Origin of the sequence: Helicobacter anseris, from assembly GCF_003364335.1 — a bacterium.
GTDB classification, from domain to species: domain Bacteria; phylum Campylobacterota; class Campylobacteria; order Campylobacterales; family Helicobacteraceae; genus Helicobacter_H; species Helicobacter_H anseris.
Window position 1 is genome coordinate 78,566 of sequence record NZ_NXLX01000004.1, and the last position, 13,767, is coordinate 92,332.

A 13,767-nucleotide genomic window follows, 5' to 3' on the forward strand; every position below is an offset into this window, starting at 1 on the left:
TTGTTTTTATTGTCAATAGAATTTAAAAAATAGATGATTAAAAATCCTATTGTATAATTTTTGGGTTTTAAAAAAGGGGTTAGAATGATTAAAAGAGTGAGAGAAGTTATTGAAGCATATAGAAATGGCGAGATGATTATTGTAATGGATGATGAAGATAGAGAAAATGAGGGAGATTTAGTTTTAGCTGGGATTTTTAGCACACCAGAGAAGATAAATTTTATGGCTCAAGAGGCTAGGGGCTTGATATGTGTATCTATTACAAAAGAATTGGCACAAAAATTTGATTTACCCCCAATGGTAGCACATAATGATTCAAATCACGAAACAGCCTTTACTGTTTCAATCGATGCAAGAGAAGCTAAGACTGGGATTTCTGCGTTTGAAAGAGATATGACTATACGGTTGATGTGTGATGAAAATACAACCCCAAAAGATTTTGTTAGACCCGGACATATTTTTCCATTGATAGCAAAAGAGGGTGGAGTTTTAGTGCGAACGGGACATACTGAGGCAAGTGTGGATTTATGTAAAATAGCAGGTTTAAAGCCAGTAAGTGTAATTTGTGAAATCATGAAAGAAGATGGTTCTATGGCTAGAAGGGGTGACAAATTTTTGCTTGATTTTGCAAAAAAACATCAATTAAAAATCCTTTATGTTTCAGATTTAGTAGCATATAGAATCCAAAATGAAAATCTCTTAAATCTTATTTCAAAACAAAAATCAAATCTTTTGAATTTTGATGGCATAGAGTATATTTTTGAAGATCATCTAAAACGCAAACATATCGTTTTTGAATTTGAGAATAAGAATGATAAGGCGCCACCACTAGTTCGATTTCATATTGTAAAAAGTGATTATGAATTATTGAGTAATAAAGAAGGATATGATGTTTTATTGAAATCTATTTCAAAACTTAAAGAAAATGGAGGTTATATAATTTTTCTCCAAGATAATGGAAGCAAGGATGAGGTAGTCAAAAACTTTGGTATCGGAGCACAAATCTTAAAGCGCCTGCAAATTGAGGAATTTCAACTCATTAGCAATTCTCATAAAGAATATAATGCACTTGGTGGTTTTGATTTAAAAATCAGCAATACAATAGAAGTTTAGTCTTATTTTTTTGCGATAATTGTTCCAAAATTTACCCATTTAAATAGAACTTCGATATGTTTAAAACCAGCATTTTTAAGCATATCAATATTTTCTTCAAGACTATAGGGTATAAGAACATTTTCTAGCGCCTCGCGTTTTTTTGTAATTTCACTTTTGCTATATCCTTGCTCTTCTTTAAATTGATAATAGCGTTCAATCATCTGCTTATCAAGAGTTTTGTCTATACTTGCCATTTTTTCACTCATTATAAAAATACCTTGAGGGTTTAATGCATGAAAGATTTTTTGGATAAATTTTTCTCTTTGTATGGGTCTTATAAATTGAATGGTATAATGTGCTGTAATGACATCGCATTGCTCAAAACAAGAAAATAAAAAATCTTCATATAAGAAATCAATTTCAAGATTATAAGCCAAGTTTTTTTGTCTTGCTCTATCAATCATTGCTTGAGAATTATCAATACCAGTTAGTGAAGCTTTATGTAGAATTTTTTGAGATAATTTGATGAGAAAATTTCCAGTAGAGCTACCCAAATCATATATTTTTGGTAGCTTTGTAGCATTGATATGTTTTAAGATAAAATCTATGCTTAAATTTAAAGCCACATCATAAAAAGGAATAGAGCGTATGAGCATATCATCAAAGACACTTGCTACCTTTTCATCAAATTCAAATTGTTTTTCTTGTGTTTCTAAAAAAATTCTATCTTGCATTGTTTATAACTTTGTTGTGAAAATATAAAAATATTAAAGCAATTAGATAGATAAAAATAGCTACTATAATTAGCATTTCTATCAATCCTATGTGATGCACAATTGCTTGTGTGATAAGAGGGGAAATAAATTGCCCCATAAACATAGAACTTGCCAAGAATCCATAAGCCCTAGGTCTTTCCTTATTGCTTGCTAGGTTAAAGAGCCAGGTGCTATTATTTACTGTCAAAAAACCAAGGCTTAGCCCTAAAAATGTAAAACCACAAAGAATGCTAGCATAATTATGTAAAAGTCCAATAATTGCAAAACCACTACCTAATAAGCTAAGCGCAATAAAAAATATTTCATATATGTTGAGATGCTTGCGTATTTTATGATAGAGTAGGGAGCCTATTGCCATTGCAATGGATGCTACTGCCATAGATATACCAATACTAGATTGTTGCATATGTAAATATTGAATCATAAAAAAAGGAATCTGAGTTGGAGCAATATAAAAACATCCCATGCAAATGATTCCTAGAATATAAACAGGGATAAATTTTTTAAAATTAAATTTTTCTTCAGAGTTATTTTGATGTAAATGTTGAGATTGAAGTGGTTCAAAAAGCTCAATACTAGCAAAAAATAAGATAGCAAATCCAAGTAGATAGACTAAAAAGGGATATCTCCAATCTAAATTTGCCAAAAAACCTCCCAATATAAGAAATATTGCTCCGCCAAAAGCCATGAAAAATGATTGTGTAGCAAGAGCTTTTTCCCTTCTTGCACCAGTATAATAATCTGATAATAAGACGCCAACTCCAGTCATAAGAAAGGCTGTGGCAATTCCAAGAATCGCCCTTGAGATAAGCAATAAATAAAGATTATCAAGCAAAAATCCTAAACTACCAGCAATGCACCAAACAATAAGTGCTGTATATATGATTTTTAATCTTGAGAATTTCTCATATAAGAATCCTGCAATAGGAGAAAAAAACATAATAAAGAGTGCCGGAAGTGTTAAAATAAGCTTGGATAGGGTTTCTATAGGAGTGCCGATATAAGAAAAGTGATTTTGCAATGCAGGCAGTGAGGGAGCAATGATAGTGCTCCCTAAAACCGTTGTTCCTGCTATCATAAATAAAGCAGTTTTAAAACTTTTTTTATCAGTAAATTCTAAAAATAGAGTCTCATAATTTTTGTTTTGCATATTTCAAATTATCCTAGAAAGATGATTCTTAATTATAGATAATTGTATATGCAACTAAGTAAATAAAATCTCTTTAAAAAATATTATTTACCTCTTACAAACTCATTGATATAAAATCTCACAGAATTCATACCCTCTTTTTTTGCCCACTCATAAGCTTGAGATACAAAATTCCAGTTAATGTGTTGATAAAATTTTTCTAGATAAGCTGCTCTAGCATTTTTGTGATCTACATAATAAGCATGTTCCCACACATCTACTACTAATAATGGAACCTTATTGTTTGTGATAGGGGTTTGCGCATTGCTTGTTTGGACAATTTCTAATTTCTTGCTTGCAATATCAAAAACAAGCCAGCACCATCCAGAACCAAAGAGAGTTGTTGCACTTGAGAGGAATTTCTCTTTAAAAGCTTCAAGAGAATCAAAATTTTCTTTTAATGCATTTGATAATTCATCACTCATTGCATTTGTTTGTGGTGCAATACAATCCCAATAAAAATCGTGATTATAAACTTGTGCAGCATTGTTAAAAAGCCCACCACTTGATTTTGTGATAATGTCAAATAAATCACTATTTGCAAATTCTGTATCTTTAATAAGGTTGTTAAGGTTATTTACATAAGTTTGGTGATGTTTTCCATAATGATAGTCAAAAGTTACAGGACTTAAAAAATCATTCATAGAATCTTTTTCATAAGGTAGTTTTCTTAATTCAAACATTTTTGTCTCCTAAAATAAAAATATCTATAATTTTGTCTTTAAAATATTTAGACTTTAAAATTGTATCAAAATAGGATATGCTTCAGGCAATGAAAGATTTTTTATGGAGTATAAAATGCAACAATTTTTAATCACTTTTATTAAAAATTCCCCCCCCCCCCTTAAAAAGAATTATAAAGAGGGGGTATTTCTTTTTTAATAATCTTTTATTTTATTGGTATAGAAAAAAAATTAATAATCCCACACATCCAAAAAGTCCGCTAAACCCTTGGGCTTTTATTCGTGTTTGCAATGAAAAAGATACACTCGAGCAAAGTTTAAATTCTATCGTTGGTGCAATCTCTAGAGGTATCATTGTTTATAATGAATGTGATGATGGAAGCGATGAGATTATTAAAAAATTTTGCGCCAAACATAAGGGATTTATTTATGCAGAATATCCTTATAAAGTTGCAAGAGTAAGGCATTATGAAGGTGAGTTGAAAACTAAAAAAAGCTTAGGAGATTATTATAATTTTGCCTTAAGCTTTATTCCTCAAAATGAATGGCTTATCAAGATTGATACAGATCAGATTTATGATGCTAAAAAACTCAAAGAGAGTTTTAATTTAATAAAACATCAAAATGATATTGTGTTTTATTTTAGAATAAATTTGCATATTTTTGATCAAAGAATCTACCTTCAAAAAGATTCTCCAATTTTTGACCCAAAAGATCATTGGTTGATTTGTAATCAAAGATTATTTTTTGTAGATAGCATTCAGTGGGAGAAAGATAATGAAGTTTTTTATTGGGAATCTTTATGTATCCCATTTGTGTATAGGGGATTTGATGCAAGATTAAATACTTGGCATTTTCCTCTATTGAAATCTAGCAGAAGAGAAGGAGCAAAAATTCAAGATTTTATTCCGCTAAAAAATTACAAGGAGATAATTTCTCAAGAGTATTTAGATAAAATTGATGAAGATATGCTTGATGAACAAAGGATTTTAAACTTTTTTGACAAAAAAGGGTTATGATAGGAGTATTTAATTTGAGGTAGTTAATGGTTTTAAATAAAACGCAAAAATATGCAGTGAAAATAATCTTTTATCTAGCAAAACAAAATTATGAGATGTGTTCTGCTACAAAAATACATCAAGAATTAAATATCCCTTACAAATATCTCACAAGATTGCTCACTAGATTGTCAAAGGATAATATTTTAAGTGTTCATAAAGGTAGGGATGGTGGTTTTGTCTTACAAAAAAAACTTAATGAGATTTTTTTGAGTGAAATTATTGAATGTGTGAGTGATGAGGATGTTGGATTTAATACCTGTATTTTAAATGATGAAGTTTGCAATAGAGAATCTCCCTGCACTTTGCACCAAAAATGGAGCGATATTCGCAGGGATATCAATACCTTCTTTCAAAAAACCTCTTTAGAGGATTTGCAAGAAGAAGGTATATTTCATTAAGCTTTTTTTGAAAAATAGATTTTTTTGACCAAATCTATAAATACAATCAAGCCACCAGCAATCATCATAGAATCTGGCAATATTCTAAACCAAATCCACATATCTACAGCCTCAAGAGTTTCTCTTAATCTTGCAAAATAGTATCCTTGTTCAAATGCCACTTGTGTTTGATGAAAACCGATAATAAGTGTAGGCACACTATATAAAACTACACCTAAGGTTAATAGCCAAAAACCTAGTTTGCTTGCAGAATCGCTCCATTCCAATCCTTTTACCAAAGCATTGGCTCTTGCTGTCATATAGATAAATGCATAAGCGATAAAACCAAAGGCTCCGAGCATTGCAACATGTCCATGAGGAATAATGAGGTATGTGCCATGTGAGTAATAGTTGATAATTGGAGTATTGATAACCATACCAAGCCATCCAGCACCAAACCAATTTAAAAATGCACTTCCTGCAAGCCATAAGAATGGAACGCCCCAGTCAAATTTTTTACCCATAGCTTTAATATGTTTTTGCTCTTTGATAGCTTCTATCATTAAGATCACTAGAGGTAGGGGTTCAAGTGCTGAGAAGATTCCACCAATAGCTATCCAGTGGCTATCTGTTCCTTGCCACCAATAGTGATGACCTACGCCTAAAATTCCAGTGAGCACGATTAAGACAAGTTCAAAAAGCATTACTCTAGTTGCAATAGATTTTTTTACAAGTCCTAATGCTACAGATAAAAATGCTATTACACCAGCTGCAAACATTTCAAATGTAAGCTCAACCCAAAGATGCACAACCCACCAGCGATAGTAGTCATCAACTGTAAAATTAGGAATAATTTTATGAATAGGCATCATTCCTGAGATATAAAGTGTAGCAATACCAAAAGCTGACCAAATGATTGTCCCTACAAGAATATCTTGCTTTGCTTTTCTAATGGTAGAAAATACCATACCAAACCAAAAGACAAGTCCTATGAGCAATCCAATATCCCAGATTCTTCCCAATTCAAGATATTCTCTTCCCTCACTTCCTAGCCAAAACCAAGTTTCTCTTAAATATCCTTGAGTTCCAAGATAGATTCCAATCAATCCTCCGCCACCAACAACAAGGAGAGCGATCCATAGAACATCTACAAGTTTTGGAAATTTCAAATCTTTTCCACTTACTAATGGTGCGATAAAAAGACCACCAACTAACCAACCAATAGTAACCCAAATGATTGCTAGATTGATATGTAGCTGACGCACGACATTAAAAGGTAATATATCTTGTGAGATAATAAAATCTTCACTAGGATTTGCATAAATATGAGCTAAATATCCACCTAATACAAGTTGTATAAGACTAAATAAAGCCACTATCGGGACATATTTAAGAAGTTTTTCTTGAGATTTGAATACACTTGTAATTTGTAGTGGTTCTGCGAGCGTTTCTGTATCATTAGATTTTAGTTTGATGAGGTATTCATACCCAATCCATAAAATCAAGATAGTTAAAGGCCATAGCCATAACCATTCCCAAAGACTTATTGATTGAAGCTCCCAAGTAGCATTTTGATCAATCAATGGTTCATATGGCCAATTGTTTGACCAAGTGATTTCTTTGTCAGGGCGATTAGTTGTTGCTACAAGAGTTGACCAATCAAAAAAAGCAACGATAGCTTTAGCTTCTTCTTCTTTTATGATTTTTCCTTTATAACCCCATTTTTCATTACCATTTACCAAAAAATCCATCATATATTTTTCAGTATTTTTGAAAGCTCTAGTTGATTGTGAAGTATAAAATACCTCATTTTCATTAAGCTTAACTCCCTTGACATCGGCAATAACTTTTGTCTTTACTATGGCTTTTTGCTCATCAGAAATATTCTCGAAATTTTTTTGGTAGATTTCATTAGAAATAATTTCATAAAGATCTGTGATTTTTTTATGCATCATTTCTGTGGTGAAATCAGGCCCCATATAAGAACCCATTCCAAGCAATGTTCCATATCCCATTAAGCCAAATTGTTGAAAATACCCCTTACCAGCAATAATGTCTTCTTGTGTATAAAGCACTTTGCCATCAGTAGTTTTTACAACTTTTGGTAAAGGAGGGACTTCTTTACCTAGATTGGCACTAAAATAAATAAGTATTGTTGTCATTAAGATTCCAACAATCCAAAAAATGCCTTTTAGGCTTTTTTGTTGTGTAATTTTTTCAAGCATTATCTTATTCCTTATATAAAAATTTATTAGCATTTTTAAAAATACTATAAAATGGTAGTATATTATTTTTTTGTAATTTTGATGATAGGAAATTGATACTTTTTGATAGGATTTATTTGTTTTAAAGTTTTTTATTTGTAAGATTTTTAGCATTATGCCTTTTGCATAACAGAACAAAATATATAAGGTAATTTTTTATGAATAAAAAGATTTTTTTGGCTTTTTTAAATTGTTTGTTTGTAGTTTGCATCTTAAATGCAGAAGATACGAAAAAAGATGTTGTCGGAGAGATTGTTAAAGATGTAGCAATTGATAAGGGTGGGAAGGAACTTGATAAATTAGTAGATAATGCTAAGGAATCTGCAAAAAAAGATATAGATTTAAAAGAAAATAAAAATGGTTTTATTTTAGGGACAGGCATTACTTTGCTTGAACTTAACTCTAGTCAAATTATTGCAGGATTTGAAAAGCTTGTTAGCACTACACCTTCTTTGGATGCAGGATTGATTTTGGGTTATCAAGGATATTTTAGTGAAATGATTGGTTTGAGATTTAATGTGATGGTAGAAACTGGAGCTAGACCAAGAATCAAAGCTATCAAGTTGCAACCAGCAATCAAAACAGGGACTTCTAGTGGAGGCACAAGCACGGCAAATACTACACAATCAGCACTAATTCAAGATCTCAATCAAACTTATATTCCTTTAAAAGCAAGCGCAGAGCTTTCTTTTTTGCTAGATTTTTATACAGCGCAGAAGCATAGCGTTGGTATGGATGTTGGAGTGGGGTATGAAATAGAGTGGTATATCGTGCAAAATGCAGGTGCAAGTTATAGTAGTAGTGGTAATATTAGCGGATTGCAAAAGCTTACCCAAAAACCACAAAATATTTTAAATAGCACGGTTTATCCTTTGATTGGTTTGCATTATTATTACAAAAAACATCAATTTGGTATTACTTATAAATTTGGTGAATATTTCTTTGTAAAAAATGGCTATAAACCTTGGGGATTTAACATAGGCGGTGGTAATAGTATCGAGGCAAATACTAGATTTTTTACTACACAATCTGTAAGATTGAGTTATATCTATCGTTTTTAAAAATATAAATGTTTTTCTCTTGTCTTATTGGGCGTAGCAAGTGAGTAAAAAAATATTTTTTGTGTTACAATTACGCCCGTTATTTTTCAAAATTTTTAAGGTAGGTAGATGTCAGAGGTTATAGGCATAAAGATTGGAGATGAAATATTTGATCTTCAAACAGCACAAGAAAAAGGTTTAAGCGGTCAAGAGATTATTTTTGATAATTCTTTAGATTCTCTTTCTATCATAAGGCATTCTTGTGCGCATTTGATGGCTCAAGCGATTAAGGAATTATATCCTGATGCAAAATTCTTTGTCGGCCCTGTAGTAGATGAAGGGTTTTATTATGATTTCAAAACAACCCAAAAGATAGGCGAAGAGGATCTCTTAGTAATTGAAAAACAGATGAAAGAGATTGCAAAAAGAAAATTACCTATCTTAAAATCTGTGATGAGCAGAGCTGAAGCAATGCAAAAATTTAAAGATGACGAGCTTAAGCAAGCAGTTATGAGTAAGATTGAAGGTGATAGCTTTGGAGTTTATCAACAAGGAGATTTTGAAGACTTATGTCGCGGCCCACATCTTCCTAATACAAGATACTTGCATAGCTTTAAGCTTACCAAACTTGCTGGAGCATATCTTGGGGGAGATGAAAAGGCAGAAATGCTCACAAGAATCTATGGTATTGCATTTGCAGATAAGCAAAGTTTAGATGCCTATATCACACAGATAGAAGAAGCAAAAAAAAGAGATCATCGAAAGATAGCTACAGAAATGGGGCTTTTTACTTTTGATGAAGAAGTGGGAGCAGGACTTCCTATTTGGCTGCCAAAGGGTGCAAGATTAAGAAGAAGGATTGAAGAGCTTTTAACAAGAGCTTTGATTTTGAGAGATTATGAGCCTGTAAGGGGTCCAGAACTTCTAAAAAGCAGCGTATGGAAAACAAGTGGGCATTATGATAATTATGGTGAAAATATGTATTTTACTACTATTGATGAAGTAGAATATGGAATCAAGCCTATGAATTGCGTGGGACATATCAAAGTTTATCAAAGCTCTATTAGGAGCTATAGAGAATTGCCACTTCGATTCTATGAATATGGTATCGTGCATCGCCACGAAAAAAGTGGAGTTTTGCACGGACTTTTGAGAGTGAGAGAATTTACTCAAGATGATGCACACATTTTCTGTCGTCCAGAGCAAATCAAGAATGAGGTAAGTAATATTATCGCCTTTACGGATAAGATTATGCAAGCCTTTGGCTTTAGTTATGAAATGGAGCTTGCTACAAGACCTCAAAAATCAATTGGTGAAGATAGTGTATGGGAAGTTGCTACGCAAGCACTGATAGAAGCTTTACAAGAGCATAAGATAGATTACAAGATTGATGAGGGTGGTGGTGCATTTTACGGACCTAAGATTGATATAAAAATTACTGATGCTATTGGTAGAAAGTGGCAATGTGGCACTGTGCAAATTGATATGAATTTGCCGCAGAGATTTGCACTTGAATACATTGATGAAAATAATAGTGCAAAGCAACCAGTTATGATACACCGAGCAATTTTAGGTTCATTTGAGAGATTTACTGCTATACTTACAGAACATTTTGGGGGAGAATTCCCATTCTTTATTGCCCCAACTCAAATGATACTTATTCCATTGAGTGATGCACAAGTCCCGTATGCTAAGGCTTTGAGAGAAAAAGTTACTGCTTTGGGTGCTTATGCTGAAATTATGGATAAAAATGAGACATTAGGCAAAAGAATACGCAGTGCAGAAAAGCAACGCGTGCCTATGATTTTGGTTATCGGTGAAAAAGAAATGCAAAATAAAACTCTAGCAATTAGAGATCGTAGAGAAAAAACACAATATGAAATGCAGGAGGAAGAATTCTTGAATATGGTGGAAAATAAAATGAAAGAGGTTAGTTTTTGAGTAAAGAAGAAGTTTTGTTAAATCAAGATATTAGATTTAAGGAAGTAAGATGTGTGGGGGATGATGGCGAGGTTTATGGGATTATCTCTTCTGAGGAAGCTCAAAAAATTGCAAATTCCAAGGGTTTAGATTTAGTGTTAATCTCTCCAAATGCAAACCCACCAGTTTGCAAGATTATGGATTATGGTAAATACCGCTATCAATTAGAGAAAAAACAAAAAGAAGCAAAGAAAAAGCAAAAACAAATCGAGATAAAAGAAATCAAGCTCTCCACACAAATTGCTCAAAATGACATCAATTACAAAGTAAAACACGCAAGAGAATTCATCACTGAGCAAAAGCATGTAAAATTTAAAGTAGTGCTAAAGGGTAGGGAAACTTCTGACCCACAAGCAGGCATTGATGTTTTGCAGAGAGTTTGTGCGATGATGGAAGACATTGCTACACCAGATAAGGAGCCAAAGGTAGAGGGTAGATATGCAGTTTGGCTCTTTGTTCCAAAAAAACAAGACACCAAAAAGTCAAAATAATTTAATCTTATGAAAGGAGAAGAACAATGCCAAAGATGAAAACAAATCGCGGTGCAGCTAAGAGATTCAAGGTTAAAAAGAATCTTGTAAAGCGTGGTAGTGCTTTTAGAAGTCATATCTTGACAAAAAAAAGCCCTAAAAGAAAAGCAAATCTTAGATCACCCCACTATGTTCATAGTGCAAATATAGATTCGGTTAAAAACTTGCTTTGTCAAGCATAGTTTAAGTTGTAGGCTCCCCTTAATACAGGGAAAGATTAGCCAGAAGGCTACACCTAAGAAATAGGTCAAGGAGAAAAAATGAGAGTAAAAACAGGTATTGTCAGAAGAAGACGCCACAAAAAAATCTTAAAACTCGCAAGAGGTTTTTATAGTGGTAGAAGAAAACACTTTAGAAAAGCAAAAGAGCAATTAGAAAGAAGTATGTATTATGCTTTCCGTGATAGAAAGCAAAAGAAAAGAGATTTTAGAAGCTTGTGGATTGTGAGAATCAACGCAGCTTGTAGAATGAATGATATTAGCTATTCTAAGTTTATGCACGGCTTGAAGCTTGCAAATGTTGAGCTTGATAGAAAAGTGCTTGCTGATATGGCGATGAATGATTTAAATGCATTCAACAAGGTAGTAACTATTGCCAAAGATGCTTTAAAATAATCTTTTCTCTCCTTTTTGGAGAGAAAAAGGCTTGAAATGAAGCTTCTTGAAGTATTAACCAAAGGTAATCCCCAACAAATCCAAGATTTTATCTCCCAGCGTTTTATCCATAATATGGAATTTTTCAAACAAAATGCTAGAGATCTGTTTGAAAATCTCAAGCTCTCCCCACAAACTTACAATTTAATGTTTGATTCTAGAGGATTAAATATTTTAAATCTCAGCACCAATGAAGTGATTTATCCGATTTTAGAGGGAAAATCCGTGATGCTAGAAACACATCTTGAGATTTCTACCACCCCACTTAAAAATCCTCGTTGGAAAATCCATAGTAATGATATTTTTTTAAGCCCCATTGACACTCAAAAACTACCCGTTACAGGTTTTGTAGTAAATGAAATGATAAAGATTTTGCAAAATCACAAAGCCATCAAAGAATACCACCTCAATCCAAAATTTATGCCAAGCAGTGTTTTATACGGACTTTTTGGTGGATTGTTTTTAGCGTTTTTGATTGAAGAGGGAGTATTTTTTCACTCGCTTTTGATTTTTGAAGAAAACATCGATTTATTTCGTATTAGTTGCTATTTTATAGATTTTATAAAACTCTTTGAAAGCGTATCAAATAAGGCATGTTATCTTTTTGTCAAAAATGTAGTAGATAGAAAATTTATTCGTAATTTTTTTGCTTCTAGAAAAATTACTAGTAATTTTTTGCTCTGTGAGTTGCAAATGTATTCTAGTGATAGAATCCAAGAGATACAAAAATGGATAATGCAAGAATATAGCGCAAACAAAAGAGGGTGGGGGAGTTTTGAAGATGAGATGATAGGCATAAGTAATACACTCTCAAACCAGCATATCCCTATCATTTCACAGACCAAACGCTTTAGTGAGCCTATTTGTGTCATAGGAAATGGTGCGAGTTTAGATGAACTTCTACCATTTATCAAAGAAAATCAAGAAAATATGCTGATTTTTTCTTGTGGCACAGCGCTAAAACCTCTTAAAAATCAAGGAATAAAAGTAGATTTCCAAATTGAGATTGAAAGGATTGGTTATCTTGCAGATGTTTTGTGTCAAGCACCCCTTGAAGACACCCCGCTTTTGTGTGGAAATATGGTAAATCCAAAGGCATTAAACCTAGCAAAAGAAAAATATCTTTTTTTGCGTGGGGGGAGTAGTGCTAGCTATCTTTTTGAAGATGCAAGGGCAGTTGAGTTAAGCGCGCCTTTTGTGGGAAATGCAGGTATTGCTCTTGCAATGCAATTGAGTGATAGAATCTTGCTTTGTGGGATTGATTGTGCTTATATCGAGGGAAAAAGCAAGCACGCTAAAAGCTCTTTTTATGGTGAGGAAAAAGCACAAATCCCACAAGATGCCATTGAAGTGCAGGGAAATAAACAAGCAAGGGTTTTTAGCGATTCTATCTTTTTGCTTTCTTTGCAAAATATCAAAGAAGCTATCCAGGCCTATGCACCAAAAGAAGTATTAAATCTAGGTAGTGGGGCTTATATCCAAGGAGCAAAAAGCACAGACCCAAAAACCCTAAAACTTCAAAAAATACATAAAGATTCCTTGCATCAAAGTATCAAAGACTTTGCCAAGCAAAAAAAGCTCAAATCCACCACTAAGCAAATCCATCTTGCCAAAACCTACTATCAAGAAATCCTAGCAATCCTCAAAAAAGGTGCAAAAAACAAAAAAGAATTATTTATGCTTGTAGATGAAGTCTTTGCCCTTATTGCCCAAAAAAGTGCAAGCAACCCGCATCTAGGAATCTTGTTTGAAGGGACTTTGGGGCATATACTTCAAAACCTACTTTTGGCATCTTTACATATTCCAAATGATGATATTTTTATCTTTTATGCTCAGTGTTTAGAAGTCATCATTTTGGGACTTGAAAAGATGTTTTTACGCTATAAGCTTTTATTGAGTATCCATCAAGACTAAACAAGTCATTTAAACTCACATTCCAAAGAATTCATCATAAATGCACATTAAACTACCCATAAAAATAAAATTGCAAAATTTTCTCCATTTTCTCTTGATTTTTATTACCCCCTTTTTTTATAATCCTCGCATTTTGTATCACTTCATTTTAAGGGCAAATTATGATTTCTTTTAAACAAATTACACCTAAAGATTTCAATAAATC

At 32.7% G+C, this 13,767-nt stretch carries 13 protein-coding genes; 9 read left to right on the forward strand and 4 right to left on the reverse strand.

The window, feature by feature from the left end; all coding sequences use genetic code 11:
- The first annotated feature begins 84 nt into the window (after positions 1–84).
- A complete protein-coding gene (locus CQA57_RS02840; protein WP_115578727.1) occupies positions 85–1,113 on the forward strand; it encodes a bifunctional 3,4-dihydroxy-2-butanone 4-phosphate synthase/GTP cyclohydrolase II in 1,029 nt (342 codons plus the stop codon).
- 2 nt (positions 1,114–1,115) lie between these two features.
- Here the strand turns inward: CQA57_RS02840 and cmoA are convergent, their stop codons facing one another.
- From cmoA to sodB, 3 genes are all read right to left on the reverse strand, one after another.
- Positions 1,116–1,829 carry a carboxy-S-adenosyl-L-methionine synthase CmoA gene (cmoA, locus tag CQA57_RS02845; RefSeq protein ID WP_115578728.1) on the reverse strand — a complete coding sequence of 238 codons (714 nt, stop codon included), beginning with the start codon at positions 1,827–1,829 and terminating at the stop codon, positions 1,116–1,118.
- Positions 1,819–3,021, reverse strand: coding sequence for an MFS transporter (locus tag CQA57_RS02850; RefSeq protein WP_115578729.1), 1,203 nt, complete (start codon positions 3,019–3,021; stop codon positions 1,819–1,821). The genes cmoA and CQA57_RS02850 overlap by 11 nt, the downstream gene beginning before the upstream one ends.
- Before the next feature lie 83 nt (positions 3,022–3,104).
- Entirely contained in the window at positions 3,105–3,743 is a 639-nt protein-coding gene (gene sodB / locus CQA57_RS02855; protein WP_115578730.1) for a superoxide dismutase [Fe], read from the reverse strand.
- A 230-nt stretch (positions 3,744–3,973) separates the two neighbouring features.
- On the opposite strand from sodB, the gene CQA57_RS02860 reads away from it, so the two are divergent.
- Complete coding sequence (locus tag CQA57_RS02860) at positions 3,974–4,762, forward strand: beta-1,4-N-acetylgalactosamyltransferase (RefSeq protein ID WP_281270380.1); 789 nt, start codon at positions 3,974–3,976, stop codon at positions 4,760–4,762.
- Positions 4,763–4,788: 26 nt separating this feature from the next.
- On the forward strand, positions 4,789–5,202 hold the full coding sequence (locus CQA57_RS02865; RefSeq protein WP_115578732.1) for an RrF2 family transcriptional regulator: 414 nt from the start codon (positions 4,789–4,791) through the stop codon (positions 5,200–5,202).
- On the opposite strand, the gene CQA57_RS02870 is transcribed toward CQA57_RS02865, so the two are convergent.
- Entirely contained in the window at positions 5,199–7,406 is a 2,208-nt protein-coding gene (locus CQA57_RS02870; RefSeq protein ID WP_115578733.1) for a cbb3-type cytochrome c oxidase subunit I, read from the reverse strand. The genes CQA57_RS02865 and CQA57_RS02870 overlap by 4 nt on opposite strands.
- A 197-nt stretch (positions 7,407–7,603) precedes the next feature.
- Between CQA57_RS02870 and CQA57_RS02875 the strand changes: the two genes are divergently transcribed.
- The 6 genes from CQA57_RS02875 (at position 7,604) to CQA57_RS02900 (ending at position 13,562) form a co-directional block, all read left to right on the forward strand.
- A complete protein-coding gene (locus CQA57_RS02875) occupies positions 7,604–8,506 on the forward strand; it encodes a hypothetical protein (protein ID WP_115578734.1) in 903 nt (300 codons plus the stop codon).
- Positions 8,507–8,614: 108 nt separating this feature from the next.
- Complete coding sequence (gene thrS / locus CQA57_RS02880) at positions 8,615–10,426, forward strand: threonine--tRNA ligase (protein ID WP_115578735.1); 1,812 nt, start codon at positions 8,615–8,617, stop codon at positions 10,424–10,426.
- Positions 10,423–10,956, forward strand: a complete 534-nt coding sequence (gene infC / locus CQA57_RS02885; protein ID WP_115578736.1) for a translation initiation factor IF-3 — start codon at positions 10,423–10,425, stop codon at positions 10,954–10,956. Before thrS ends, infC begins: the two co-directional genes overlap by 4 nt.
- Before the next feature lie 26 nt (positions 10,957–10,982).
- Positions 10,983–11,177 (forward strand): 50S ribosomal protein L35, encoded by a 195-nt coding sequence (gene rpmI, locus CQA57_RS02890; RefSeq protein WP_115578737.1) that lies wholly within the window; start codon positions 10,983–10,985, stop codon positions 11,175–11,177.
- A gap of 78 nt (positions 11,178–11,255) precedes the next feature.
- The gene (rplT, locus tag CQA57_RS02895; protein WP_115578738.1) at positions 11,256–11,609 is read left to right on the forward strand and encodes a 50S ribosomal protein L20; all 354 of its coding nucleotides are present in this window, start codon (positions 11,256–11,258) and stop codon (positions 11,607–11,609) included.
- A gap of 36 nt (positions 11,610–11,645) precedes the next feature.
- The gene (locus CQA57_RS02900) at positions 11,646–13,562 is read left to right on the forward strand and encodes a motility associated factor glycosyltransferase family protein (RefSeq protein WP_115578739.1); all 1,917 of its coding nucleotides are present in this window, start codon (positions 11,646–11,648) and stop codon (positions 13,560–13,562) included.
- Positions 13,563–13,767: the final 205 nt, after the last annotated feature.

What these genes read in the sequence shown, in the direction of transcription:
- sodB (WP_115578730.1), bottom strand. Translation starts at nt 3,743, where the DNA reads ATGTTTGAATTAAGAAAACTACCTTATGAAAAAGATTCTATGAATGAT.
- rpmI (WP_115578737.1), top strand. Translation starts at nt 10,983, where the DNA reads ATGCCAAAGATGAAAACAAATCGCGGTGCAGCTAAGAGATTCAAGGTT.
- CQA57_RS02875 (WP_115578734.1), top strand. Translation starts at nt 7,604, where the DNA reads ATGAATAAAAAGATTTTTTTGGCTTTTTTAAATTGTTTGTTTGTAGTT.
- cmoA (WP_115578728.1), bottom strand. Translation starts at nt 1,829, where the DNA reads ATGCAAGATAGAATTTTTTTAGAAACACAAGAAAAACAATTTGAATTT.
- CQA57_RS02870 (WP_115578733.1), bottom strand. Translation starts at nt 7,406, where the DNA reads ATGCTTGAAAAAATTACACAACAAAAAAGCCTAAAAGGCATTTTTTGG.
- CQA57_RS02900 (WP_115578739.1), top strand. Translation starts at nt 11,646, where the DNA reads ATGAAGCTTCTTGAAGTATTAACCAAAGGTAATCCCCAACAAATCCAA.
- CQA57_RS02840 (WP_115578727.1), top strand. Translation starts at nt 85, where the DNA reads ATGATTAAAAGAGTGAGAGAAGTTATTGAAGCATATAGAAATGGCGAG.
- thrS (WP_115578735.1), top strand. Translation starts at nt 8,615, where the DNA reads ATGTCAGAGGTTATAGGCATAAAGATTGGAGATGAAATATTTGATCTT.
- rplT (WP_115578738.1), top strand. Translation starts at nt 11,256, where the DNA reads ATGAGAGTAAAAACAGGTATTGTCAGAAGAAGACGCCACAAAAAAATC.
- CQA57_RS02850 (WP_115578729.1), bottom strand. Translation starts at nt 3,021, where the DNA reads ATGCAAAACAAAAATTATGAGACTCTATTTTTAGAATTTACTGATAAA.
- CQA57_RS02865 (WP_115578732.1), top strand. Translation starts at nt 4,789, where the DNA reads ATGGTTTTAAATAAAACGCAAAAATATGCAGTGAAAATAATCTTTTAT.